23 protein-coding genes are annotated in these 25,226 nt (G+C 65.6%); 8 read left to right on the top strand and 15 right to left on the bottom strand.

What is annotated here, in order from left to right:
- Nucleotides 1–3: 3 nt before the first annotated feature.
- The 3 genes from ATO9_RS04440 to ATO9_RS04430 all read right to left on the bottom strand — a co-directional run bounded on the left by ATO9_RS04440 (nt 4) and on the right by ATO9_RS04430 (nt 2,982).
- Nucleotides 4–1,296, bottom strand: coding sequence for a flavin-containing monooxygenase (locus ATO9_RS04440; protein ID WP_043745865.1), 1,293 nt, complete (start codon nt 1,294–1,296; stop codon nt 4–6).
- On the bottom strand, nt 1,293–2,258 hold the full coding sequence (locus ATO9_RS04435) for an NAD-dependent epimerase/dehydratase family protein (RefSeq protein WP_043745862.1): 966 nt from the start codon (nt 2,256–2,258) through the stop codon (nt 1,293–1,295). Before ATO9_RS04435 ends, ATO9_RS04440 begins: the two co-directional genes overlap by 4 nt.
- Nucleotides 2,259–2,358: 100 nt before the next feature.
- A complete protein-coding gene (locus tag ATO9_RS04430) occupies nt 2,359–2,982 on the bottom strand; it encodes a TetR/AcrR family transcriptional regulator (RefSeq protein ID WP_043745859.1) in 624 nt (207 codons plus the stop codon).
- A 287-nt stretch (nt 2,983–3,269) separates the two neighbouring features.
- Here ATO9_RS04430 and ATO9_RS04425 point away from each other — a divergent pair, with 287 nt between their 5' ends.
- Nucleotides 3,270–7,712, top strand: a complete 4,443-nt coding sequence (locus ATO9_RS04425; RefSeq protein WP_043745856.1) for a Hint domain-containing protein — start codon at nt 3,270–3,272, stop codon at nt 7,710–7,712.
- Here the strand turns inward: ATO9_RS04425 and ATO9_RS04420 are convergent.
- Both ATO9_RS04420 and ATO9_RS04415 read right to left on the bottom strand, forming a co-directional pair.
- A complete protein-coding gene (locus tag ATO9_RS04420; RefSeq protein WP_238318665.1) occupies nt 7,709–9,679 on the bottom strand; it encodes a sulfotransferase in 1,971 nt (656 codons plus the stop codon). The genes ATO9_RS04425 and ATO9_RS04420 overlap by 4 nt on opposite strands.
- Nucleotides 9,676–10,446: a hypothetical protein gene (locus tag ATO9_RS04415; RefSeq protein ID WP_043747341.1), complete on the bottom strand. Its 771-nt coding sequence runs from the start codon at nt 10,444–10,446 to the stop codon at nt 9,676–9,678. The genes ATO9_RS04420 and ATO9_RS04415 overlap by 4 nt, the downstream gene beginning before the upstream one ends.
- A 183-nt stretch (nt 10,447–10,629) precedes the next feature.
- On the opposite strand from ATO9_RS04415, the gene ATO9_RS04410 reads away from it, so the two are divergent.
- Genes ATO9_RS04410 through ATO9_RS04395 form a run of 5 tightly spaced genes read left to right on the top strand, consistent with a single transcriptional unit; the run spans nt 10,630 to nt 14,474 of the window.
- A complete protein-coding gene (locus ATO9_RS04410) occupies nt 10,630–11,241 on the top strand; it encodes a DUF4178 domain-containing protein (protein ID WP_043745853.1) in 612 nt (203 codons plus the stop codon).
- Nucleotides 11,238–12,533, top strand: coding sequence for a DUF4178 domain-containing protein (locus tag ATO9_RS04405; protein ID WP_043745851.1), 1,296 nt, complete (start codon nt 11,238–11,240; stop codon nt 12,531–12,533). The genes ATO9_RS04410 and ATO9_RS04405 overlap by 4 nt, the downstream gene beginning before the upstream one ends.
- A 1-nt stretch (nt 12,534) precedes the next feature.
- Nucleotides 12,535–12,699, top strand: coding sequence for a hypothetical protein (locus ATO9_RS24525; protein WP_202902106.1), 165 nt, complete (start codon nt 12,535–12,537; stop codon nt 12,697–12,699).
- A gap of 13 nt (nt 12,700–12,712) precedes the next feature.
- Nucleotides 12,713–12,931: a DUF350 domain-containing protein gene (locus ATO9_RS04400; protein ID WP_043745848.1), complete on the top strand. Its 219-nt coding sequence runs from the start codon at nt 12,713–12,715 to the stop codon at nt 12,929–12,931.
- A gap of 1 nt (nt 12,932) precedes the next feature.
- Entirely contained in the window at nt 12,933–14,474 is a 1,542-nt protein-coding gene (locus tag ATO9_RS04395) for a polyamine aminopropyltransferase (RefSeq protein ID WP_043745845.1), read from the top strand.
- On the opposite strand, the gene speD is transcribed toward ATO9_RS04395, so the two are convergent.
- From speD to ATO9_RS04380, 3 genes are all read right to left on the bottom strand, one after another.
- The gene (gene speD, locus ATO9_RS04390; protein WP_043745842.1) at nt 14,441–14,803 is read right to left on the bottom strand and encodes an adenosylmethionine decarboxylase; all 363 of its coding nucleotides are present in this window, start codon (nt 14,801–14,803) and stop codon (nt 14,441–14,443) included. The genes ATO9_RS04395 and speD overlap by 34 nt on opposite strands.
- 76 nt (nt 14,804–14,879) lie before the next feature.
- Nucleotides 14,880–16,022: an acetate/propionate family kinase gene (locus tag ATO9_RS04385; protein ID WP_043745839.1), complete on the bottom strand. Its 1,143-nt coding sequence runs from the start codon at nt 16,020–16,022 to the stop codon at nt 14,880–14,882.
- Nucleotides 16,019–17,410, bottom strand: coding sequence for a bifunctional enoyl-CoA hydratase/phosphate acetyltransferase (locus ATO9_RS04380; protein ID WP_043745836.1), 1,392 nt, complete (start codon nt 17,408–17,410; stop codon nt 16,019–16,021). The genes ATO9_RS04385 and ATO9_RS04380 overlap by 4 nt, the downstream gene beginning before the upstream one ends.
- A 136-nt stretch (nt 17,411–17,546) precedes the next feature.
- Between ATO9_RS04380 and ATO9_RS04375 the strand changes: the two genes are divergently transcribed.
- Both ATO9_RS04375 and ATO9_RS04370 read left to right on the top strand, forming a co-directional pair.
- A complete protein-coding gene (locus ATO9_RS04375) occupies nt 17,547–17,825 on the top strand; it encodes a phasin family protein (RefSeq protein WP_043745834.1) in 279 nt (92 codons plus the stop codon).
- A 93-nt stretch (nt 17,826–17,918) separates the two neighbouring features.
- Nucleotides 17,919–19,064 carry an iron-containing alcohol dehydrogenase gene (locus tag ATO9_RS04370; protein ID WP_052418112.1) on the top strand — a complete coding sequence of 382 codons (1,146 nt, stop codon included), beginning with the start codon at nt 17,919–17,921 and terminating at the stop codon, nt 19,062–19,064.
- Between the two features lie 23 nt (nt 19,065–19,087).
- Here the strand turns inward: ATO9_RS04370 and ATO9_RS04365 are convergent, their stop codons facing one another.
- The 7 genes from ATO9_RS04365 to ATO9_RS04335 form a co-directional block, all read right to left on the bottom strand.
- Nucleotides 19,088–20,173 (bottom strand): alanine racemase, encoded by a 1,086-nt coding sequence (locus ATO9_RS04365; protein ID WP_052418111.1) that lies wholly within the window; start codon nt 20,171–20,173, stop codon nt 19,088–19,090.
- A gap of 8 nt (nt 20,174–20,181) precedes the next feature.
- Entirely contained in the window at nt 20,182–20,976 is a 795-nt protein-coding gene (locus ATO9_RS04360) for an enoyl-CoA hydratase-related protein (RefSeq protein ID WP_043747338.1), read from the bottom strand.
- Between the two features lie 76 nt (nt 20,977–21,052).
- Nucleotides 21,053–21,988, bottom strand: coding sequence for an AEC family transporter (locus ATO9_RS04355; RefSeq protein ID WP_043745831.1), 936 nt, complete (start codon nt 21,986–21,988; stop codon nt 21,053–21,055).
- The gene (locus tag ATO9_RS04350) at nt 21,988–22,785 is read right to left on the bottom strand and encodes an MBL fold metallo-hydrolase (RefSeq protein WP_043745828.1); all 798 of its coding nucleotides are present in this window, start codon (nt 22,783–22,785) and stop codon (nt 21,988–21,990) included. The genes ATO9_RS04355 and ATO9_RS04350 overlap by 1 nt, the downstream gene beginning before the upstream one ends.
- Nucleotides 22,785–23,600 (bottom strand): TatD family hydrolase, encoded by an 816-nt coding sequence (locus ATO9_RS04345; protein ID WP_043745824.1) that lies wholly within the window; start codon nt 23,598–23,600, stop codon nt 22,785–22,787. The genes ATO9_RS04350 and ATO9_RS04345 overlap by 1 nt, the downstream gene beginning before the upstream one ends.
- Nucleotides 23,601–23,622: 22 nt before the next feature.
- Nucleotides 23,623–24,750 (bottom strand): DNA polymerase III subunit delta', encoded by a 1,128-nt coding sequence (locus ATO9_RS04340; RefSeq protein ID WP_043745820.1) that lies wholly within the window; start codon nt 24,748–24,750, stop codon nt 23,623–23,625.
- A 59-nt stretch (nt 24,751–24,809) separates the two neighbouring features.
- Entirely contained in the window at nt 24,810–25,226 is a 417-nt protein-coding gene (locus ATO9_RS04335; RefSeq protein WP_052418110.1) for a DUF7674 family protein, read from the bottom strand.

Raw genomic sequence — 25,226 nt, 5'->3', positions numbered from 1 at the left:
GGGTCAGGTGCCCGCCTGTCCCGCCTTCATGTCTGCCAGCATCTGCCTGGTGTAGGTCTTGTAATCGACCTCCAGCGCATAGCGCGGTGCGTCCAGGTAGGTGCGGCGCTGGTAATCCCTGTGGGCGGTGATCTCGCGGTCCATTTCTGCCCTGGGGGGCAAGGTCATCCGGCCGGAGGCGAGCGCGGCGATCCATTTTCCCTGCGTTTCCACCAGCGGGATCGTCGGGCCGACCGGCTGCACGAGCCCGGCATGGATCAGGCCGGGATGGGCGGGCACGACCATGCGACGATACAGCTCTCCGGCTTGCAGGTCGGGGTCAAACACGCCCCTGTCGAGGAACGGGAAGGTCAGGTTATAGCCGGTGGCGTAGATGATCGCGTCATAGGGCGCGTCCGTCCCGTCGACAAAGGCGACGCGCGTGCCGTCCAGCCGCTTCACGTTGGGTTTCACGTCGATATAGCCGTGGCCGATATTGGGCAGCAATTCCTGCGATAGCGTCGCATGTTCGCGCCACATCGGATGTTCGGGCCGGGGCAGGCCGAACCGGCGCTGGTCGCCGACCCCCAGCTTGATCAGCTGCGCCATGATGCGCCGCACCGCAGGGGTCGGCAGGCGCAGCTTCCGCCCCAGGAAGCCCGACCATTGGTCGATCGGCACACCCATCAGGTATTTCGGCATCACCCAGGCCGAGCGGCGGGTCGACAGGGTCACATGCTCTGCCCGACGGCACAGGTCCACGGCGATATCTACGGCCGAATTGCCGATGCCGACCACCAGAACCCGTTTGCCGATATAGGGATCGGCGCTGCGGTAATGGTGCGAATGGATCGCGGTGCCGTCGAACTGGCCCGGAAAATCCGGCATCCGCGGGTCCGAGAGGTGGCCATTGGCGATCACGACGCGCGCGTAATCGCGGCTTTCCCCGGTATCGAGCGTCACGCGATAGCGGTCGCCCTCCGGCTCGACCGAGGTGACGGCGGTGTTGAATCGGACCATCTCCGGGATGCCGAAGTGGTCGGCATAGGCCTCAAGGTGGCCCAAGAACTGCGCGTGGCTCAGGAAGTCGGGCAGGGACGGGTCGATCGGGAAATCGGAATAGCCCAGGTTAGGGCGGCTCGTGTCGATATGCAGCGAGGCGTAGCACGACGATTGGCCGTTATCGTTCTCGTACCGCCACATGCCGCCGATCTGGCTGCCCTTTTCGAAGATGTCGGCCGTCTGGCCCGCATCCTTCAGCGACTTGGCAACCGTCACGCCGGAGGACCCGGCGCCGATGATGCAGGTGTCGGTCATGCGCTGCCCTCCCTATGGGTTAGGTAATCCTGGATGATCGCGTCGAAACTGGCATCCGGCCCGATCCCCAACCCCTTGGCGTAATGCGACGCGAAGTGGCGGGGCCAGCTGTTCACCACCCGCTGCATCTGTTCATCAGGGGCAAAGGTGACCTTGCCCGTCGCGCCCGCGCGGCTGGCGGCGGCGACCATTTCGGCGACGGTGACCGTCAGCGCGGGCAGGTTCAGCGCTCGTTTCGGCGGCAGCAGGCGAGCGGGGGCGTCATGCAGGGCGATCAGCCCGTCAATCACGGCCCCGGCCGAGATCACGGGCACCTCTGCCTCGGGCGTGAGGGGGGCTTCCATGTCGCGGCCTTCCAGCGGTTCGCGGGCGATGGCGGCGACGCGGTCCGACACGACGGGCTGGGTCACGCCGGGTCGGATCAGCACGATGGGCAGGCGCAGGGCGCGCCCGTCGATCCGGCCATGGCGCGAGGCATCGAGCAACAGCAATTCGTTCACCGCCTTGTGGATGCCGTAGGTGGTTTCGGGCAGCGGGGCGATATCGTCGGTCACCTCGGTCGGCAAGTGCCCCCCGAACACCGCGATGGAAGAGGCAAAGACGATTCGAGGTCTGCCCTGCGCGGCGGCGATCAGCGCCCGAAGCGGGGCAACGTTCACGTCCCACGCGCCGTCGGGGTCCTGTTCTGCGTGCAGCGTCAACTGGGACGCCAGGTGAAACAGCGCGTCATAGGGTTCGGCGCAGAGCGCGTCGCGGATCGCGGGATCGGAGAGGTCGCCGGTATGCCGAATGACCTCGATCCCTTCTGCCTCGGGAAGCGGCGGTTCGGTCAGGTCGGCCAGGATAAGGCGGGTGATCGGTTGGTCCGTGCCATCCGGCCCCGTCAACATCCCGCGCGCGATCAGCGCCTGCGTCAGGCGGCGGCCCAGGAACCCTGCGGCGCCGGTGATCATGACTTTCATGCAATGTCCTCCCAAAAAGATACTAGTCAGTATGTTTTTGGTCTGTCAATCGTCAGCCGCTTACGCCCAGCCCCCGGACCGCCCCTCCGCATCGCCGGGGTCAAAGCCCTTTGACGAAGGGCTCGACCATCTTGCGGGCCAGCATTTCGCGGTGTTCCGGCGTCTCGTTCGGCTGGCGGCGATACCAGAAGATCGACCATTGCAGACCACCCAGCAGCGTCTTGGTGGTGATCGAGACATCCATCTGGTCGATGGATCCCTCGTCCATCGCCTGTTGCAGCACTGTCTTGAATTTCTGCTCGAAATCATCGCGCAGGGTGATCAGTTCCCGCAGGGTCGCGCGTTGTTCCGGCGACATCTGTTCGAACCGGTGCAGCTGAACCCCCTGTGCAACGACGTTTTCATAGGTGTGGTAATCCAGCATGGCCTTGGCATGCGCCACCATCATCGCGTTCAGCCGCTGATGCGCCGTGCCCTGCATCGTTTCCGCCGGGGCGATGGCCTCGAACAGGTGTTCCATCCCGACGCGGTGCACTTCGAAGAAGAGGTCGGTCTTGGTGGCGTAATGGTGGTAGATGCGGCCCTTGGTGGCGTTCAACCGGGCGGCGACATGGTCGATCGTGGTGGCCTGGTAGCCGCGTTCCATGAAGCATTCCGCGGCTGCATCGATGATCTCATCCTTGCGCCAGCTGCCTTTTCGGCTGCCCTGCGTTGCTCTGACCATGGCGTTACTCTCCCTGTCGACAAGTATAGCTTGCAAGAAGTCGAAGGAAATACCGTTGCCTCAACGTCAGGTGTACACATGTCCAATCACTCAATTAAGCATTGATTTGTAATAATAATACAACCCTTGAGTGTGGCGGCTTTAGGTTGACGCCACATTTTGGCCCTATTTTTGCCTGATGGTCGCCGCGGGGAAGTACGGCGAAACGTCAGCCACCAATGCGCGGCATCCCCAGCAGTGATCATGATCCGCCGGTAGAAGTGGACATGGGTGTTTGAGGTAGGGATATGGCTGACGGCAAGGTCGACGGCACATCTATCAATGATTCCATCTCGTCCAGTTACTCGGACGGGGATGGTGATTCCATTGATGGTGGCGACGGCTGGAACGATTCCGTCTACGGCTATGGTGGCAGCGATACGATCGACGCCGGATCGGGGGACGATACCGTCTATGGCGGGTCGGGCGACGACACGATCTATGGCGGCAGCGGCGGCAATGACTGGCTGTATGGCGGCAGCGGCAATGACAGTTTCTGGGGCAGTTCCGGCAACGATGTCATCTATGGCGGCACCGGGCAGGACACGCTAGAGGGCGACAGCGGCGACGATACGCTCTACTCCGATAGCGGCGATGACGATGTTTACGGTGGCCGCGGCAACGACATCATTTTCGTCACCTCGGGCACCAGCGCCTATATCGAGGGCAATAGCGGCGACGACACGCTCGATTTCAGCGGGCTGACCGACACCTATATTTCGGGCTACGGCTTCTACAGCGGCAGCGACGGCTACATCACCTTCTACAACGGTGAGCGGCTGGAGTTCCGCGGCATCGAGAATTTCACGAATTACAGCAACAAGATCGTCGCCGGCGGCTCCGGGTCCGAAAACATGGGCAACGGCTATACCGACGGCGAAGGCGACGCCATCGGCAGCGGCGATGGCAACGAGAACGACAAGATCCACGCAGGCGCCGGCAATGACACCGTGACCGCCGGCACCGGTGACGATGCCGTCTATGGCAGCAACGATGGCGACTGGGTCTATGGCGGGACGGGCGATGACAGCCTTGAGGGCGGGGCCGGGTCGGATAACGTCTATGGCGGCATCGGGGCCGATTACCTTGGCGGCGGCTGGAACAACGACTCGCTTTACGGCGGGGCCGGGTCCGACACGATGATCGCCGACCGCGGGTCAGATTACCTGGCCGGCGGATCGGGCGACGACGTCATGCGCGGCGGTTACGAAACGCCCGATTTCGGCGGTTCGTCCGACCGGATGGGGCCGGGCGACGACCTCTATATCGGGCAGGCGCTCTATTCCTCGAACAACGATGCCCGGCTGATCGTCCGTATGGACGGATCAATCGTCGTGCAGATCGACAATGACGGCAATGGCACGCTCGAGGTCTACAACGTCTTCGGGCACACCGTCCTTGGTGCCGAGCGCCTGCATGTGGGCACCGATGGCAACCTGATCGCCTATGACAAGGATGGAAATATCCTGGCCTCCACTGGGTCCAGCAGCGGATCGCCCGGTGAGCTTGTCATGCAGACCGACGGCAACCTCGTCTACTACGACGAGTCCAGCTCCGCCTTCTGGGCGCTTGGCACCTCTGGCAACAACAACTCGTTCAGTGTGGCCGAAGACAGCAGCAACGACACGATGGATGGCGGGGCCGGGGCCGATACCATCTACGGTGAAGGCGGGACCGACAGCCTGATCGGCGGCTCGGGCGACGACGTGATATACGGCGGTACGGCCAATGACTCGATCTCCGGCGGCGCAGGGGCTGACAGTCTCGATAGCGGCAGCGGTGACGATACCGTTTCTGGCGGAACCGGCAACGATACGATCGCGACGTATTCCGGCAACGATACCATTTACGGCAATTCCGGCGATGACAGCCTGTTCGCGGGCTCCGGCAATGACTCGATCCAATCCGGGGCCGGCAGCGATACCGCCCTTGGCGGAACTGGCACGGACTACGTCTATGGCAATGCTGGAAACGACGCGCTGTATGGCGGGGCTGGCACCGACACGCTGTATGGCGATTCCGGCGATGACGCGCTGGATGGCGGATCGGGTGACGACCAGCTTTACGGCGGGGACGGGTCGGACACGCTCTATTCCGGGCCGGGCAACGACACCTATACCGGCGGCACCGGTATGGATTACATCGACTTCGGCAACGAAACCTCTGCGGTCTCTCTGAATCTGGCGACGAATACGCTGGGCGGGGCAGCCACGGGGGATGTGATCTGGTCCGGCATAGACGGTGCCTATGGTACTGACTACGACGACACGTTGGTCGGTTTCGATGGTTTCAGCCTGTCGGGCGACGCCTATACGAACATCTTCTACGGTCGCGCGGGCAATGATGACCTGGCTGGTCTGCAAGGCCCGGACGAGCTGTATGGCGGGTCGGGTGAGGACACGATCCGCATCGCCGACAATGCGGGCAATGACACGATCGAGGGCGGCGAAGGCGGGTCGGATACCGACGTGCTGGACCTGACCGCCGTCACCTCTGCCGTGACGGTGACCTATTCCGGGCCGGAGGCCGGAACAGTCACCTTCGGCACCAACACGATCACCTTCTCCGAGATCGAGCGTATCGACCTGACCGCGCAGGCCGACAGCGTCACGGCCGGGGCAAGCGACGATGTGATCTATGGCTATGCCGGGGACGACGTCGTGGTGGCCGGGGCTGGCAGCGACACGGTTTTCGGTGGTGCCGGGAATGACAGCATCACCAGCGGGTCCGGAGATGACAGCCTCAGCGGCGGGTCGGGCGACGATACGTTCTACATCACCGGGCCGGGCAACCACAGCGTCGCGGGCGGCGAAACCTCGGGCGATAACGATATCCTGGACCTGAGCGCCGTGTCGGGCGACGCCTATGTCTTCTTCGCCAGCGGCGATGACGGGGCAGGGACGGTGAAGTTCTCCAACGGCGACATCATGAGCTTCTCCGAGATGGAGAGCGTCGTCGGCGGCAACCGCCCCGATGGCACCGTCACCGGGACAGCGGGCGACGATGTCATGACCGGCGGCTACATCGACAGCCAGGGCGACGCGGTCGAGGATTGGGATTACGCGCTGGCCGACAGCATCGTCGCGGGTCAGGGCGCCGATACCGTCGAAGGCGGACAGGCCGGTGACACGATCTATGGCGGCTCTGGCGCAGACGTTCTGTCGGGCAATTCCGGAGACGATTCCGTTTATGGCGAGGCCGGGGCGGATGTGATCGACGGGGGCACCGGGTCCGACACCCTGTTCGGCGGGTCGGGTGATGACACGTTCATCATGGATGACGGTTACGGCACCGACACGATCTATGGCGGCGAGGCCGGGTCCGATAATGACGTACTGGACCTCACCCGTTTCGACACGACCGGGGCGACGATCACCTATACCAGCGCGGAGTCCGGAACCGTCACCCATGGCAGCGACACGATCAACTTCTACGGCATCGAAGAGGTCGCGGCGACGGACCAGGCCGATACGTTGTCCGGGTCGTCTGCGGGCGACAGCATGGCCGGCGGCGCGGGCAACGACCAGATCGACGGCAATAGCGGCGACGACAGCCTTTATGGCGGGTCGGGCGATGATCTGCTGATCATCGACGAGACCGACAGCGTGATCGACGGCGGCACCGGGCGCGACACGGTGTCGGCGGCGGATGCGGGGTCGGGCATTTCCTTCGACATGGGCGCCAGCAACGTGGAAGAGGTCTGGGGCTCGGACTTCGGCGACACGATCGACGGGTCCTCTGCGGCCTCCGGGTCCTCGATCCAGGGCGGCGGCGGGGCCGACGTGCTGAGCGCGGGCGGCGGACAGGAAGTCTATGGCGGGTCGGGTGATGATAGCATCAGCTCTGCCGGTGGGGACGATACGCTCTATGGCGGGTCGGGCAGCGACTACATCACCCTGACGGGACCGGGCAATTACCAGCTGTTCGGCGGCGAGGATGCGGGCGACACCGACAATGACACGCTGGACCTGTCGGCGCTTGGCGACAGCAACCAGGTGTCGTCGATCACCTATGGCGGCGGCGACAATGAAAGCGGCACCATCGTCTTTACCAGCGGGGACACGGCCACATTCTCGGGCTTCGAGAACGTCATCTGTTTCGCCCGCGGCACCCACATCCTGACAGCCAACGGCTATCGACCGGTCGAACGGCTGCGCGCGGGTGACATGGTGCGCACCAAGGATCGCGGCATGCGTCCGCTGCGCTGGATCGGCAGCCGCACGGTCAGCGCCATGGGGTCTTCGGCCCCGGTGGTGATCGGCGAGGGCGTGCTGGGCAACCGGAGAGAGCTTGTCGTGTCGCCACAGCACCGGATGCTGATCGCGGGCTGGCAGGCGGATGTTCTGTTCGGCGAGCCCGAGGTCTTTGTCCCGGCCAAGTTCCTGATCGATTACGACAATACCTATCGGCGCTATGGCGGAGAAGTGGAGTATTTCCACCTGTGCTTCGACCGCCACGAGGTCATCTTTGCCGAAGGGGCGGCCTGTGAAAGCTTCCTGCCCGGGGCCGTCGGGGCGGATGCGATCCCGGATCATCACCTGGCCGAACTCTACCAGGTCTTCCCGCAGATGCGCGACGATATCCACTGGATGAAACCGGCCCGACTGACCCTGCGCGCGCATGAGGCGCGGTCGCTGCGGCGGGTCTTTGCCCGCCCCTCGGCAGAGGCGATGGCGCCGCGTCTGGTCTAGCCGCCGTCCCGCACCAGCGCGGCCCGCGCATCCCTTGCATTGAAGCCGAGACCGGCGGCGCGGATCACGCCCTTGATCTGGCTCAGTGATCCACCCGACAGCGCGTCGCTGTCCACCTCGTGCACCTGCGCCCCACTGGCGCGCAGCAGGTTCAGGCGGTGGTCATAGGCGCTGCAGAAGGGCAGCCAGAATTCCGGGCTGGTGGAATGCCGCGCCATGAATGAGGTCCGGCACAGGCTGTCCAGCACCTTGTCCCGGTCCCGCGTGACGATGACCCAATGGGCCTGCGGAAAGGCCCGCGCAAAGAGCGGCCAGAGCAGCGTGAGCTTGGGATCCTTGAAGCCCCAGGGCTGCCGCCCGTCATAGCCTTCGCGCCGCAGCATCGCGAACAGCGTGTCGCGCAGGGCGGGGAAGGGCGGCAGCACATCCCAGGCCGGCAGCCGCCGCACGCCGAGAGGGTCTGCGCCAAGTGCGGACAGGGTCGGCTTGATCAACTGGTCGCGGATCATCCGGCTTTCGAAATAGCCCTGCGGGTTTTCGCGGTTGCCCGGCACGGTTTCGCCCAGCCACAGCCCCTGGCTGTGCAGCACCCGCGTCGTCATCGAGGTTGCAGAGCGTGGCAGGCCGACGATCAGAACGGGACGGTCGCGCGGCTCCGTCCGGCTGAGCTTGGCGGGTTTCGGATGGCCCTGCGCCTCGCGTTCGCGCCAGGCCTTGCGGGTGTCGCGGACCCATTCGCCGACGCGGGCCGGACCGACATCTTCCTTGCGGACCGTGGTGGCGCAGGGAAAGGCGGTTTCGGCGCGGCTTTCCTTGCCCCAGAACCAATGCGCGGTGCGGTTCATGATGGCAAAGATGGGAACGTCGCTCAGCCCCGCCATGTGCCAGTTCGCACTGTCGACCGAGATCACGCCGGCCAGGGGGCGGATCATGTCGATCGTGTGGACCGGGTTCTGCGTGATGTCCGACAGAGGGATCATGCAGCGGCCATCGGCCAGCAGGATCGTGCGTTCCTCTTTCGTGAGGTCGAATTGCAGCGCCAGGAAACGTGCGTCGCGGGGCAGCAGGTCCAGGAAGATCTGCAGCGGGATATGACGTTCCTCGCGCCGGTTCTGCCCCGATCCGCCGCGCCAGCAAATCCCCCAGACCGGCGGTTCCCCGGCATGGCGGATCGGCGTGTCGAAGGTGATGCCCGGCGCCAGGTGCCAGTTGCGGCGAAACCCCCGCCCGACGAAATCGGCGGCCAGGTGGATGCGCGGCGTGCCATGGGCATCCGTCATGTCCTCGTGGGCGAGGTAGGTGGCGCGCGGGAAATAGCGCCGGATCAGCGGCCCGTATTTGCGCAACCCGATGAAGCGAGAGGTCTCGTGCTGCCCCTCGGCCCGGATGTGGGCCAGGTGGAACAACACGTCGCCCAGCCCCTGTTCCAGAACGATGGTGGTCTCGTCCTGCGCCGGGTCATCGGGCAGCGGCACGTGACGGCAGCGGTTGGGCACCGTCTTGGGGAACAGGATCGCGTTGTGGCGGCAGGCATAGAGCGGAAAGCCCAGCCGGTATTTCTTGGCCCAGATCAGGTGCAGACCGGCGGTGGTGCGGAAATCGTCGCGTTCGCGGTCAGTGACGTCGGGCGCGGTGCGGATGCGTTTCGCCGTGGTCATATCGCCCAGCCGCAGCGACAGGCGATACCGCATGGGCCGCCAATGCGCGGTCGACAGGGCGGCGTTCAGCTTGCGCGCGGCCTCCATGTCGCCGGTCTTGTAGAGCGCGCAGCCCAGCTGGAGATAGGCGATGTTGCTGCGGTCCCGCGCGTCAGCGGGTGGCGTGTCGATCATCGGCTTGATGATCGCGTAGCATTCCGACACGCGCCCGGCATTGAACAGGTCCTGGGCGCGCTTGATCGGCGGGACGTTCTCTGCCGGCGCGGTCTGTCCCGGGGCCTGTCCGGTAGCCTGCTGCGGTCCGGTCACGGTTTGCGCGGGCTGAGAAGGGTCTGGGGTCGCACCTTTTCAGCCGCCTCGAACAGGGAAAACGTCTGGTTCACGTAGTTCACCGCGCCGCCGATATGCTTGATATAGGTGCTGAGTTCGTCCGTCATCTCGGCTTCGACCAGCTGGACGGTACGTTCGGGATTGTCGAATTCGAACTGGCAATAGAACAGCGGCTCGCCCCGTTTCAGGGTGATCGGTTTTGTCGTGTCGTGCCATTCGAAGGCCCACATCAGCGGACGCGGCCAGACATTGATCGGGAACCGCCCGCCAAAGATCGTGCCGGGCAGGGGTTGCCTGCGGTAATGCAGGTAGGCGTCCAGCTGCGTCAGGTAGACCGGTTCGTCGGCGATGAAGAGATAGGGCAGCTTCAATTGAATGATGGGCCGGTCGGGATAGCGCCACTCGGTCTCGTTGGTGATCGAGATCCGCTTGCCCAGGGTTGATCCGCGGATCGTGCTGGCGGAGCCGGACAGGTTCTTGAGCACCGGGCGTCCGTCTCGGTCCCGTTCGAAGCCGATATTGATGTCGAAAGGCACCGGCACTTCGAAATACCGGCTTTCCAGATTCAGGACGGCCGGACAGCGCGAGGCGCTCTTGGCATGTTCGCGCCGGGCGTTGCGGGAATTCACGCGGCGAGGGGCATCGTAGATCACGGGACTGTCGGTTTCACCTAGAAGCCAGCCCACCTTGACCGGGCCGCTCTTGGGGTCTTCATCACCCCGGAAGTAATTGACTGTAAAATGCATTGCTTGCCTCATAGGGTGCACGCGACCGGCGCGGCCCTTCTGGAATTCGTAAGGCGAAACGGCCAGCCTGGCAAGCTTGGGACCGGCGGATCGCTGCGCCGTGTCGGGTTGCGATATCCGGTTGGACAGGCCATGGTCGCACGGCATTCACTTGATCCTTTTGTCACGGGAACTCGCCGCATCATGGCCCAGATCAGCTGTCCCAATTGCGGTGACCGGATCACGCCCCATTCGGGGGTGCGGATGCTGACCTGTCCATCCTGTGGCACGACCCTGTTCCACGAAGACGAGGCCGTGCGCCTGGCCGGCGAGGCCGGGGTGATGCATGACGCGCCGTTGCTGTTCGGGCTGGGCGACAGGGTGCGTTGCGCGGCGGGGGTGTTCGACGTGCTGGGCCATGCGCGGTTCAGCTATGGCCGCGGCTGGTGGGATGAATTCTGGGCGCTCGATGCCGATGGCCACCCCGTCTGGCTGTCCATCGACGAGGGCGACGTCGCCGTGCAGCGCGTCATCCCCGAGGGCCGCGCGCCTGCCATCCCCAAGGCCCCGATCCTGGGCCGTACCTTCAGCTATGACGGCATGCATTTCCGTGTCACCGAGTTCGACGAGGCAACCTGCCTGGCCATCCGCGGAGAATTCGACGAAGTACTCAAGGTTGGCGAAACCTACAATTTCGTCAATGCCTTGTCCGTCGAGGGCGTGCTGCTGAGCGGTGAGTTCTGGCCGGGCGGTCACAGCTGGTTCGCCGGCGAGTGGATCGACCCGTTCGAGGTCACGGTGGAGTCGTCGCAATGACGCTGGCCGCGCAGACCCACACGATCAATTGCACAGCCTGCGGGGCGGGGCTGGATGTGTTGGGCGGCGGCCGGGTGACAACCCATATCTGCGGCTATTGCGGCGCGGCGCTGGATGCGGTGCACGGCTACAAGGTGCTGCGCGAATATTCCGGCATGTCGCGGCCCGACACGCCCTTTGCCCTTGGCATGCAGGCCGAGATCGAGGGCGTCACCTTTACCATCATCGGCACGCTGGGCTGGGAGGAGCGCTGGCAGGGGCAGGTCTGGACCTGGGTGGATCACCAGCTGTTTTCGCCCACTCACGGCTATGCCTGGATGAGCGTCGAAGAGGGGCACCTGGTTTTCACCCGCAAGTATCGCGGGCCGGTCTCTCCGGGGTTCATCACGCCGGCGCAGGTCGAACGCGCCGAGAGCCGCCCGACGGCACGGGCCGGCGGCGCGCGCTACCGGTATTACGAAACCAGCACCGCGCAGATCACCTTTGCCGAGGGCGAATTCACCTGGATGCCGCGGATCGGCGACACGGCCACCGCCGTGAGCCTGCTGGGCGACCGCACGATGCTGAGCTTCCAGCAAAGCGCGACGGAGCGGGAGGTCGAGGTCTCCTCCTACCTGCCGCCGCAGACCTACCTGGATTTCGGGGCGGAACTGCCCTCCGGTCGCAGCCGCAACCACCCGCTGATGCCCTACAAGGCATTGAATACGCAGCCCTTCTTCTGGGTGTCTGCCCTGTTGATGGGAATTGCGGCGGCGCTGCTGGGTTTTGTCCTCAGCACGATGCCGGGGACCCTGGTGGCGCGGGTGCAGGACATTCCGGTCTCCACCCTGCCGCAGGAGGTGCCCTTCGCGATCGCCGATACGGAGCGGCTGACCAAGGTTCGGGTCAACACAAATGTGTCGAATTCCTGGGCCTACATGGACATCGCGGTGACCGGCCCGGACGACCAGCCGGTCTTCGAGGCGGGGCGCGAGGTGGGCTATTACCACGGGCGCGATGCCGATGGACGCTGGACCGAAGGATCGACCCGCACGACGCTGCTGTTCCACGCGCCGGAGCCGGGCGACTACACCGTCGAGCTTGAGGTCAGCGAGGCCGGCACATGGCTGCGCGAGGGCGCGGCGCTGACCGTCGTCGGGGTCGAGGTCTTCGAAAGCGAATCCAGCGGCAAATGGCTGTTCATGCTGGCGGCGATCTTTGCGGTCGTGCCGGCGTTGTTCCTGCTGCGCCGGATGCTGGCCCTGCGCCGCAAATGGAGCGGCAGCGATTGGGTGGACGAGGAGGACGACTGACATGCCCTTGATCCGCATCGTTTTTCTTGCCGTCGGGCTGGCCGCGATCGGGACCACGACCTGGATGGGCTATTACGGGATCGGCGCGGAAAGCGCCGATCTGGACACTTCCGTGCGTGCGGGATCGGCGGGCCGTGTCATCGGCACCGGCGGACGCATCAAGTAGAAAGGGACCTTTCATGTTCGACACGATCATATTGGCAGAGGTGGTCAGCACCATCGTCTATTCCGCCATCGGCCTGGGGCTGATGGCGGCGGTCTGGATGCTGATTTCCTGGCTGACGCCGTTCCCGATCGTCAAGGAGATCGAGGAGGACCAGAACTCCGCCCTCGCGATCCTGGTCGGGGCGGTCTTCGTCGCCATGGCGATCATCATCGCCGCCGTCATCCTGTCCTGACGTGACCCAGACCGCCCCGCGGGTATCCCCGCGCGAGGTCTGGCTGCTGACCGCGACCTTCCTGGTGGCGGTGGCCGGGCTGATCTACGAACTGATCGCCGCGACCCTGTCCAGCTATCTGCTGGGGGATTCCGTGCGCCAGTTTTCCTTCGTGCTGGGCATTTTCCTGGCCTCGATGGGCGTGGGCGCCTGGGTGTCCCGCTTTGTCCGCGACCCGCTGCCCGGCTTTGCCTGGGCGCAGATCCTGCTGGGACTGGTGGGCGGGTTCCTGGCGCCGGTGATCTTTGCATTATACGCGTGGATCGGGGCCGTTGCGTTGCCGCTCTACACGATGCTGGTCGGCATCGGCATCCTGTCGGGGATGGAGATCCCGCTGATCGCCCGCGTGTTGAAGGAGATCGGCGCGCCGGAGTTCCGGTTCGAGAACGTGCTGTCCTTTGACTATCTGGGCGCGCTGGTGGCCTCGTTGGCCTTCCCGGTGCTGATCGTGCCGCATCTGGGGCTGATGTCGGCCTCGCTCGCCTTCGGGGCGCTGAACCTGGTGGTGGCGGGGCTGTCGCTCTGGGTTTTCCGGGGGCGGATCGGGGTGGCCCCCCTGGCCGCCTGGTTGGTCGCCATCTGCCTGACGGGGCTGGGTTTATGGCAATCCGAGCGGATCGTTTCGGTGACCGAGGCGCAGCTCTACGAGGATGACATCATCTTCAGCGAGGCGACGCCCTACCAGCAGATCACGGTGACGCGGTTCCGCGATCGGGTGCGGTTGTTCCTCGACCATTCGATCCAGTTCGACAGCTATGACGAGCATCGCTATCACGAGGCTCTGGTGCATCCGGCCATGGGATTGGTGCCCGCGCCGCGCAACATCCTGATCCTGGGCGGCGGCGACGGAATGGCCTTGCGCGAGGTGTTGCGCCATCCGGTGGAGGCCGTGACGTTGGTGGACCTCGATCCGCGGGTGACCGACCTGTTCTCCGACCATCCGGAGCTGGCACCGCTGAACGACCACAGCTTTGACGATCCGCGGGTCGAGGTGATCAATCGCGATGCATGGCGGTTCGTCGAGGAGACCCGGGACGCGTTCGACGTGGTCATCATCGACCTGCCGGACCCGAAGAACCTAACCTTGTCAAAGCTTTACTCGCGCGAGTTCTATGCTCTCCTGATGGAGCGAGTCGCGGCGGGCGGGGCGGTGGTGACACAGGCGGGATCGCCGCTCTACGCCCGGCAGGCCTATTGGTCCGTGGTCGAGACATGGGAGGCGACGCGCAACCCCTACGCGCCGGGCGAGGGGCTGAATGTGCTGCCTTATCATGAGCTTGTGCCGGCCTTCGGCGATTGGGGATTCGTGCTGGCCACGGTGGAGGACCCGGCATCGCTTGAGCTGGACCTGCCGGAGGGGCTGGCGTTCCTCAACGGGCCGGTCTGGGCGGCCGCGCGGGTCTTTGGCAGCGATGTCGAGCGCATGGCGGCACGGGTGAATTCCGTGCGGGATCATGCACTTGTGGCCTATTACGTGGACGGGTGGGAGAAATGGTTCCGCTGAACCGCGGTGACCTTGGACCAGTCGGGGAGGAGGGCGCGGGCGAGATAATCGGCGGCCTTCTGGGCATTGGCCTGGCCGCAGACGAAGACATCGAGCGCAGCATATTGATGTTCAGGCCAGGTATGTATCGAGATGTGGCTTTCGGCGAGGATGACCATGCCGGTTACACCGGCGTGGTCGGGAAAGCCGTGGAAATGGGCCGACAGGACGGTGGCGCCTGCGGCTTCGGCGGCGCCGCGCAGGATTTCTTCAAGCTTTTCAGCGTCGGTGCCGTAGCGGCCGCCGCGATGGTCGATCAGGAGATGGGTTCCGGGCACGAAATCTGACATGCGATTTTGATAGGTCGGTATCACGTCGGTGTCACGTCGGTATTACGTCGGTGCGCTGTCGGTTTTCCGGGGGCGATCAGCCAAGCGCCAGAGCGGCGCGGGCGATCACGATCTCCTCGTTCGTGGGGATGGCCATGACGCGGACGGGGCTGCCCTCGGGCGAAATCACCCGTGCATTGGCCGCATTGCGGTCGGCGTCGCAGGAAATGCCGATCCAGTCGAGCCCCTCGCAGACGCGGGCGCGGATCATGGCAGAGTTTTCGCCGATGCCGCCGCAGAAGACGACGCCGTCCAGCCCACCCAGCGACACGGCCAGCGCGCCCAGTTCGCGGCGGATGCGGAAGGTGAAGTAATCTATGGCCTCGGCGGCGCGGGGATCGGAGGACGCCTCAAGATCGCGCATGTCGTTTGTCAGTCCTGACAGTCCTTTCAGGCCAGACTGATTATACAGAAGCTCGGTGATCTGTCCGGGGCTCATTCCCTCTTGATCCATCAGGTAGAGGACAACTCCGGGGTCAAGTTGGCCGGAGCGTGTGCCCATTGGAAGCCCGTCGAGGGCAGAGAACCCCATCGTTGACGCAATGGAGCGGCCATCACGCATCGCGCACATCGACGCCCCGTTGCCGAGATGCGCGACGATCACGCGGGACAGGTCGGGTTCGTGCTGCGCGAGGTCGGAGGCAATGTAGTCGTAGCTGAGGCCATGGAAGCCGTAGCGGCGCACCCCGGCCTCGTAATAACGGCGGGGCAGGGCGAAAGTATCGTTAACAAACGGGTGGTTGCGATGAAATGCCGTGTCGAAGCAGGCGATCTGCGCGGCGTCCGGAAAGGCCGAGATCGCGGCCCGGACCCCGGCCAGGTTATGCGGCTGGTGCAGCGGTGCGAAGGGCGACAACGCGTCGAGTTTCGTCAGGATCTCGGGCGTCAGGCGGATGGGCGCGTCGTAGTCGAGGCCACCATGAACGACGCGGTGACCGACGGCGGTGACGCGGGCCTTGGGGTGAGTGTTGTGTAATTCTGATAATACTGAAATGAGTGCAGTGGCGTGATCTGTCACGCCCGGCAGGTCGCGCGCGGGACCGTCCGCAGGCGACAGACGGGCGGTGCCGCCGATGCGCCCGACCTTTCCGGTGGTCAGGGGCCGGGGGGGATCCGTCGCGTCGTACAACCCGTATTTCAGGGACGAGGACCCGGCATTGAGCGTCAGGATATGGGTCATTCCGCGCCCCCGCTGCGGCGCGCGTGATGCAGTGCGGCAACGGCGCAGGAGGCGAGGCGGGACATGTCGTCATCGGCGCGGGAGTTCAGGATGATCGGGACCCGCGCTCCCATCACCACGCCCGCGGCCTCGGCATGGGAGATATAGGTCAACTGCTTGGCCAGCATGTTGCCGGCGTCGAGCCCCGGGACGACCAGCACCTCGGCCCGGCCTGCGACCTCGGAGACGATGCCCTTGGTGCGGGCGGCGGCGAGGTCCACGGCGTTGTCCATGGCCAGCGGCCCGTCGACCAGACCGCCGGTGATCTGGCCGCGTTCCGCCATCTTGGACAGAAGCGCCGCATCCATCGAGGAGGGGATGTCGGGGTTCACGGTTTCGACCGCCGACAGGATGCCGACCTTGGGCTGTTCGATCCCGATGGACAGGGCGAGGTCGATGGCGTTCTGCACGATGTCGACCTTGGTCTTGAGGTCGGGCGAGATATTGATTGCGGCATCGGTGACCAGCAGGGGATGGGGCAGGCCCGGCACGTCCATCACGAAGACATGAGTGAAGCGCCGCCCGCCACGCAGCCCGGTGGCGCGGTCCAGTGCAGGCCGGAGCAGTTCGTCGGTGTGCAGGTGCCCCTTCATCAGCGCATCGGCGCGGCGTTCGTTCACCAGCGCCACGGCCCGGGCGGCGGCGAGGGGGTGGTCGTCGACCTCTATGATTTCGATGCCGGTCAGGTCGGCGCCGAGTTCGGCGGCGGTGGCGGTGATGCGCGCGGGGTTGCCGACGAGGATCGGTTCGATCAGCGTATGCGACCGCGCCAGCAGCGCGCCGCCCAGCGAATTCGGATCCTCCGGGCAGACGACGGCAGTGCGGATCGGCGGCAGGGGCGCGGCGAGGTCCAGCAACTTCTCGAAATGGCGGTGGCGCTGCACGATCAGTCCGGGCAGGTCGGCGCTGTCCATGCTGACCTTGTGACGGGGGGCGGTCACGACCGCCTCTCCGGTCAGGATGAGGGTGTCGTCGGTGGCGCGGCGCACCTCGGTCCGCAGAGTGGCGGTGTTTTCGGCACGGTCGAGGGCGGTGACCTCGACCGACGAAATCAGCTCTTCGCCTGCCATGGCCTGGCCGACAAAGCTGAAGCTTTGCGAGCGGTAGAGCGTGCCGGCACCGGGCAGGACATTGCCCAGAACGGCCGTGACGAGGGAGCCGACGAACATTCCCGGGCAGATCGCCTCGTCCACGCCATCGCCGTCGCCGTCCTTGTCATGCAGGTGCATCGGGTTGTGATTGCCTGAAACATTGGCAAACACAATCAGGTCGTCGGTGGTGCAGAGCCGTCGGATTTCGGCGCGGGCGCCGATCTCGAGCTCATCAAAAGTCTTGTTTTCCAAATGCATGGCGGGTCCTCGCGGGTCGGCATTGGCGGTGGAATGCCATGGGATCGTGACAAGGATGTTGATTTTGATCAACGCGGACGTACCTGACGTAGGGTAAGATGGGAGAGTGACCAAAGGACAAGCGAGGAGGCGCAAGATGGCGCAGAAAAAGACCGAGACGACGATGGACTGGACCAAGGGCAATCCTATGGCCGCGATGATGACCACCTGCATGTCGATGGGCGCGGAGATCGTCGCGTTTGGCGCGAAGCGGCTGGAAAAGGACGTGGCCTTTCAGCAGGAGCTGCTGAGCGCGAAGCCGCAGGAAGTGATGCATCTGCAGATGCAGTTCTGGCAAGGCGTGATGGACGATTACCACGAAGAGGCCGGGCGCCTCGTGGATATCGCGCATAAGGGCGGGATGCCCGACCTCTGATATCTGCCGGTCGGCGGGGGTATGAACGTCCTGTCCGCAAGGGTCGACAGGGCGGTTCTGTCCGTGTCTTCTGATCGCGGAGGAGGACAGGGCATGAGTTTCACCACATTCGAGACGACCCGGGCGATGCGGGTGCTGCGCGGGCCGGGGGCCATGGGCGGCATCGGTGCAGAGCTGGACCGGCTGGGGGCGGCGCGCGCCTTCGTGCTGACGGGGCGGTCTGTCGCGACGCGGACACCGCTGCTGGAGCGGTTGAAGGCGGGGCTGGGCGCGCGATTTGCCGGGGTGCATCCCGAAATCGGGGCGCATACGCCGATGCCGGAACTGGTCGCGGCGATGGCGGCGGCGCGGGAGGCCGGGGCGGATGCGGTGATTTCCCTTGGCGGGGGCAGCGTGGTGGATGCGGGCAAGATCGCCTCGGCCTGCCTGGCGCTGGGGATCGCGGATGCGCAGGGGTTGCGCGATTACCTGGCGGCGCAGGACGGGCGGCCGATCCCGGGCATGCCGGTGCAGGTGGCGGTGCCGACTACGGCCTCGGCCGCGGAATTCACCAAGGGCGCGGGAGTGCTGGACCCGGAGGCGGTGCACAAACGGTCCCTGCGCAACCCGGCCATCGTGCCGGACGTGGTGGTGATGGACCCGGAGGTCGTCGCCCATACGCCACCGTTTCTTTGGCTGTCCTCGGCCATCCGCAGCGTCGATCACGCGGTGGAGGCGTTGGGCGGGGCGCAGGCCAATGCCTATACGGACGCACTGGCCGATGGGGCGTTGCGGCTGCTGTTTGCCGCTTTGCCGCGCTGCCATGCGGATCATGGGGACATCGCGGCGATCGGGGACGTGCAGCAGGCGACCTGGCTGGCGGGCAATGCCTGTACCGGCGCGCAGACCGGGCTGAGCCATGGCATCGGTTACCTGCTGGGGGCCAATTTCGGTGTACCGCACGGCGTCTGTTCCTGCATCACGCTGCCCCATGTCATGGCGTGGAACGGCACGGCCGGGGGCAAGGCGGATGCGGTGCTGCGCCGGGTCAGCGGCCTTGACGGGCCGGGGCATGGCGCGGTTGATGCGCTGATCCGAGGGTTGGACCTGCCACGTCGGGTGCGCGACGCGGTGGAGGTGACCGAGGACCAGGTGACCGGGCTGTCAGCCAAGGCGATGGCGCTGCCGCATGTGCCGATCAACCCACGGGTCCCGCAGGACGAGGCGGAACTGACCGCGCTGCTGGCGCAGATGTATTGAGCGTAGGCGCCAGGCCGGACCGTTCAGTACCGTCCGGTGATCGCCCAGCTGCCCTCCAACCTGCCGCCGCGCAGCAGGTGGTAGCAGGGATAGAGGTTCACCGTCGGGTCGCAATGGGAAGGGATCAGGTCGACCTCTTCCCCCAGTTTGAACGGCTGGTTGTCGGGCTGGGTCAGGGCGCCGTGTTCGTCGCCCATGTAGCGGAAGGTCGTGCCGGGGCGGTCCGTGGCAAGGCGAGGCAGGCCGCTGTCGGTAGCGAAGGCCTTGAGGCCCGCATTGATCGTGACCTGCGGCGCAAGGTTGCCACGGGGATTGGTGCTGACCACCGCGGCCCGCACGAAAAGCGCATAACGGAACGGATTGGTGCCGTCGGCTTCGATGGCCAGCGGGCCATAGAGACTGTCGAGCACGAGGAATGAGCCGGGCTGCAATTCGGTGAAAAGGCCAAGATGCCGGTCGATCCCGAAGGTGCCGGTGCCGCCGCCCGTGACGATGCCGGCGGGCAGACCGGCAGCGGACAGGCGGTCGAGGATCGCGGCCAGCATCCGGGCGGCCTCTTTGACCCGGGCATGGCGGTCGGTGACATCGGGGACCTGTTGCAGGTGGCCCCAATAGGCCTGTACGCCCGCGTATGTCAGGCCGGGCGCGTCGGTGATGGCGCGGGCCAGTGCCTCTGCCGCGTCGGCATCGGCCACGCCGGTGCGGTGCTGACCGACATCGCAATCGACCAGAACGGGCAGGGGGCGGTCCCCGGCGATCCGCGACAGGGCGGGCACGATGTCGGGATTGTCCGCGACGACCATGACGTCGGCGCCCCTGGCATGCAGCGCGCCCAGGCGGGCGATCTGTTCGCCCGTCGCAATCGGTGCAGTCAGCAGCAGACCCGGCAGATCCTCGGCCGCGAAGCCCTCAAGCTCTGCCAAGGTGGCGCAACAGGTGCCCTTGGCGCCCATCTCGGTCAGGATGCGGGCGATCTGCGGGGATTTGTGCGATTTACCGTGGGGCCGCAGCCCGATCCCCGCCCCGGCCGCCATGTCGATCATGGTGGCGATGTTGTGTTCCAGCGCGTCGAGATCGAGCAGGAGGGCCGGGGTCGGTAGATCGGTCATATGCGGGTTTAGGCCCCCTTGAAGGTGGGTTTGCGTTTCTCCACGAAGGCGGCCGCGGCTTCGCGGTGGTCTTCGGTGGTGGTGCAGAAGGTGTGGTTGTCGGCCTCGAGATCCATGACCTCGGCCAGGGTGCCGCCGCCTGCGGCGAGGTTCAGGTTGCCCTTCATCCGGCCCAGGGTGACGGTCGCGCCATTGGCCAGCGGATCGGCCAGTTCCAGCGCGGCATCCAGCGCCGCACCGGGATCGACGGAGCGGGTGACGAGGCCGATGGTCTCTGCCTCCTTGCCCGACAGAATCGGGGAGAAGAGGTAAAGCTCGCGCGCCTTGGCAGCGCCGAGGATCTGGGTCAGGAAATAGGTGCCGCCGAAATCGCCGGACAGGCCGACCTTGGCAAAGGCGGTGGTGATCTTGGCCGTGGAGGCGGAGACCCGGAAATCGCAGGCCAGCGCCAGCGACAGGCCCGCGCCCGCCGCCGCGCCTTCGATGGCGGCGATGGTGGGTTTGGGCATGTTGTGCAGGAGGTCCGAGACCTCCATCCGGGCGCGCAGGGAGGCGCGCTGTTCCTCGAGGCTGAGATCGCGGCCCGCACCTTCGTTCATCGCCTTGACGTCGCCGCCGACGCAGAAGGTGCCATCGGCGCCGGTCAGGACGAGGGCACGCACGGTCGCGTCCTCTGCGGCGTCGCGCAGGATGTCCTCGAGCCCGGTGATCATGTCACGGGTGAAGGCGTTCTTCCGTTCGGGGCGGTTCAGGGTCACGATCAGGATCGCGCCCCGGCGCTCGGTCAGGACAAAGTCGGTCATGTTGGTTCCTCCCATTTGCGGAATAATGTTTCGCATTTCGGAATGGGTGTCCATATCCTGTGGGCGGGAATCTGCGTCAGGGCAGGATCGACAGCCAGAACCAGACGGTGAAGAGCGCGGCGGCGGTGGTGACCAGGACCGAAGAGGCCGCGACCCGCTTGGCCCGGTCGTAGATGTTGGCGAAGACGTAGGTGTTGATCCCCGGCGCCACGGCAGCGGTGATCAGCGCAGAGCGGAAGGCGTCGCGGTCGAGCCCGGCATAGGAGCCGAACATCCAGACCAGCGCGGGGTGGATCAGCAGGGTGATGATGCAGATGACGATGACGACGCGCCAGTCGCCTTCGATCTTGTACTGCACCAGCACGCCGCCCACGGCAAAGAGCGCAGCCGGCACGGAGGCGGCGACCATCATGTCGACCGCGTCGGTCAGCGGCAGGGGCAGAGGAATGCCGCCGAGGTTCACGGCAAAGCCCAGGATCAGCGCGATGACCAGCGGGTTGCGGATCATCTGGCGCGCGATCTGCGCGGCGATCTTCAGCGGGTTGAAACCGTTGCCACGGGCGCGGACGGTTTCCATCACCGCGATCCCCAGCGTGTAGCAGAAGGGCGCATGCATCGCGATGATGGCGAAGTTCGCCTCTAGCGCGTCGGCACCGAAGGCCCGTTCGGTGATCGGGATGCCCAGCATCAGCGTGTTGGAGAACAGGCAGCAGAAGCCGATGACCACGCAATCCTCGGCCGGGCGTTTGAAGACCAGCCAGGCGGCCAGAGCCCCGATGATGAAGCAGAGCGTCGCGGAGACGTAATAGCTGAGCAGCAGGGGGGCGTGGAATTCCTCGCCAATGTCAAAGCCGGACACGGCGCGGAAGAGCAGGCAAGGGAAGGCGTAGCTCTGGGTGAATTTCATCAGCCCGTCGACGGCAACCTGCGGGAAGGCGCCGCCGCGCGTGGCCAGATACCCTGCGCCGATCAGCAGGAAAACGGGCAGGATGACGGTGATGAGCGATCCCATCAGATTTGATAGGTGATCTGCATCCCGTCATGGGCCGGGGTGATGTGATCAGGCGTTTCGGCCGCGACGGCGTCGTAGTCGAGGTCGATATGCATGTTGGTCAGCACGGCGCGTTTCGGCGCGGCCCGGCGGATCCAGTCGAGCGATTTCTCGAGATGCGAATGGGTCGGGTGCGGGTCGCGGCGCAGCGCGTCGAGGATCCAGCAATCGAGGTCCTGCACGGCCTCCCAGGCCTCGGCGGACATGTCGGCGACGTCGGGCAGGTAAGCCAGGTCGCGAATGCGGAAGCCGAGCGCGTCGATGGAGCCGTGATTGACCTGGAACGGTGTCAGGGTGACGGTGCCGCCGGCGCCGTCGATCATCACCGGCCCGTCGATCGTGTGCATTTCCAGGATCGGCGGATAGGGCGAGCCCTCGGGCTGGACGAAGGCATAGGCGAAACGGTCATAAAGCGCGGCCTGGGTGTCGCCGTCGGCCCAGACAGGCAGGCGTTTGCGCATGTTGAAGACGATCATCCGCAGGTCATCCAGCCCGTGCACGTGATCGGCATGGGAATGGGTGTAGACCACGGCGTCGAGTTCGCCGATCCCGGCATCGAGCAGCTGCATCCGCATGTCGGGGCCGGTGTCGATCAGGATGCGGGTGATGCCGGCGTCGGTTTCCTGTTCGATCAGCATGGCGCAGCGGCGCCGCACGTTGCGCGGGTTGTCGGGGTCGCAGGCGCCCCAATGCCCGCCGAGGCGCGGCACGCCGCCGGAGGATCCGCAGCCGAGAATGGTGAACCTGAGCTCTCCCATCAGGCGGCCTTTCGGTCGGGCCAGGCCGCGGCCTTGGCGAAAAGACGATCGAAATTGGCCTGGGTCGCCGCGGCGAAGTCGGCGTAGTCCATCCCGAAGGTTTCGGCCCCCTTGCGCGCGGTGTGGGCGGTGTAGGCCGGTTCGTTCCGCTTGCCGCGATGCGGGGGCGGGGCGAGGTAGGGGCTGTCGGTTTCCACCAGGATACGGTCGAGGGGCGCGGCGGCGAAAATCTCGCGCAGCTCGGAGGATTTGGGGAAGGCGGTGATGCCGGACATCGACAGGTAGAAACCCAGATCGAGCGCGGCACGGGCCAGCTCTGCCGACGAGGAGAAGCAGTGCATCACGCAGGAAAACGCGCCGTTGGCGTGTTCCTCGGCCAGGATGCGGGCCATGTCGTCATCGGCGGCGCGGGAATGGATGATCAGCGGCAGGCCGGTCTGATGCGCGGCGGCGCAATGGATGCGCAGCGATTGCTTCTGCACCTCGGCGCTTTCGGCGGTGTAGTGATAATCCAGCCCGGTCTCGCCGATGCCCACGAATTTCGGGTGATCGGCCAGCGCGACGAGGTCGTCGACCGAAGCCATCGGTTCCTCGGCTGCGGACATCGGGTGCGTGCCGGCGGCGTAGAAGACCGGGTCATGCGCCTCTGCCAGCGCGCGCACCTGCGGTTCGTTGCGCAGGCGGGTGCAGATGGTGACCATGCGGGTCACCCCGGCCTCCTTCGCGCGGGCAAGAAGCGCGTCGTGTTCGCCGTCGAAATCGGCGAAGTCGAGGTGGCAATGGCTGTCGGTGATCTGGACCGTATCGGTGGTCATGATGCCTCTGGGTGAACCCGTTTCAGGCGGCCTGACCGCCAGCAATTCCTTGGAGTTTGAACACGGTATCAAGGATCAGCGCGGCAGGGTCAAGGTTGACGGCCTCGCCATGTCGCAGGCGGGCGCCGATCTCTTCCGCGGCCTGGGCCCAGGCGCGTCCCGCGGCGGGTGTCGGGGCTAGCCGGGCAAGGATCGCGGCCTCGTCCGGGGCGGCCTCGGGCATGGGGGGCTGACCGATCGCGCCGGTGCGGGCGAGGCGGGCCATCATCAGGTCGATCAGGTGGTAGAGCAGGGCGCGGCGATCCTCCTGCCCGCGGGCGGCGGCGGCATCGGCGAGCGCCTGCGCGCGGGCACGGTCGAAGCGCGGCATGGTGCCCAGCAGGGTGATCAGATCGGCATAGAGCGGCAGGCCGTTGAGATTGGTCAGGCGCACCGCCTCGCCCACCGATCCGCCGGACAGGGCGGCCAGCGCGGTGTCGTCGGCATCGGTGTCGATTTCCGCCTGCGACAGCGCGCGGGCGATATCGGTGGGGGACAGCGGCGAGAGGCGCAATTCGCGGCAACGCGACCGGATCGTCGGCAACAGGCCGGAGGGCTGGTGCGCGACCAGCAGCAGCGTGGTGTTGGCGGGCGGTTCCTCGAGCAGTTTGAGGATCGCGTTGGCTGCGCTGACGTTCAATTCGTCCGCGGCATCGACGATCACGACGCGGCGCCCACCATCGGCGGAAGAGAGCGAGAAGAAACCCTTGAGCTTGCGCGCCTCTTCGACGGTGATCTCGCGTTTCAGGCGCTTGGCCTTTTCGTCATAGGGGCGGCGCAACACGAAGAGCCCGGGTTCCGCGCCCGAGGCCATGCGGCGCGCGACCGGGTGATCGTCGGGGATATCGAGCGTTTCGGGCGGGGGCGGCGCGCCGAACAGGCCGTCATCCTCCTGCGCGGGGGTGGCCAGCAGGAAGCGCGCGATACGCCAGGCCAATGTCGCCTTGCCGACGCCGCGCGGCCCGGTGATCAGCCAGCCATGATGCAGCCGGCCCGAATTGAACGTGTCGAGAAACCCCGCCTCGGCAAGTTCCTGGCCAAAGAGGTGCGGCGTGTCGCGGGGATGCGGCGCGCCTTCGATGCGGTCGGGTTGAGGCAGGTCGTCGCTCATGGCCGGGCTTTCGTTTCAGCGGGCAGAGTATGCGGATCGGGGGGCGGAATGGAAAGGGCTCAGCGCCGGTCGTCGGTGATGATTTCGCCGTGCGACCAGAAGCGGTCGACCTTGCGCCAGAAGATGCGGCCCTGTGGTCCGAGGAAGCGGCGGAACTGGTCGGGCCGGGTGCCGGAGCCGTGCAGATTGGTGTTCTGCATGTCCTCGATGAAGCCCACGATGGCGCAGTCGGTGACGTATTTGTCGCCTTGGGTCAGCCAGGTTTCGAGCACGTCGAAGATGGCCTGCACCGCCGCCTCGTCGCCCCGGTGGAGCAGGGCCGAACATTCGCCGACCAAATCCTCCATGAAGAGGTAGAGCGGGTATTCCTCGGGCGGGAGGTGCTCCCATTCGTCGCGAAACGCCTGCCATGGCGCGTCGAGCGCCGGATGCGTGTCGAGCAGCGGGGCGATCATGGTTTTGCGGGTCAGGATCAT

It is taken from the genome of Pseudooceanicola atlanticus (genome assembly GCF_000768315.1).
In the GTDB taxonomy this organism is placed as follows: Bacteria; Pseudomonadota; Alphaproteobacteria; order Rhodobacterales; family Rhodobacteraceae; genus Pseudooceanicola; species Pseudooceanicola atlanticus.
The sequence above is the reverse complement of the archived record's forward strand: the minus strand, read 5'-3'. Positions and strand labels throughout refer to the sequence as shown.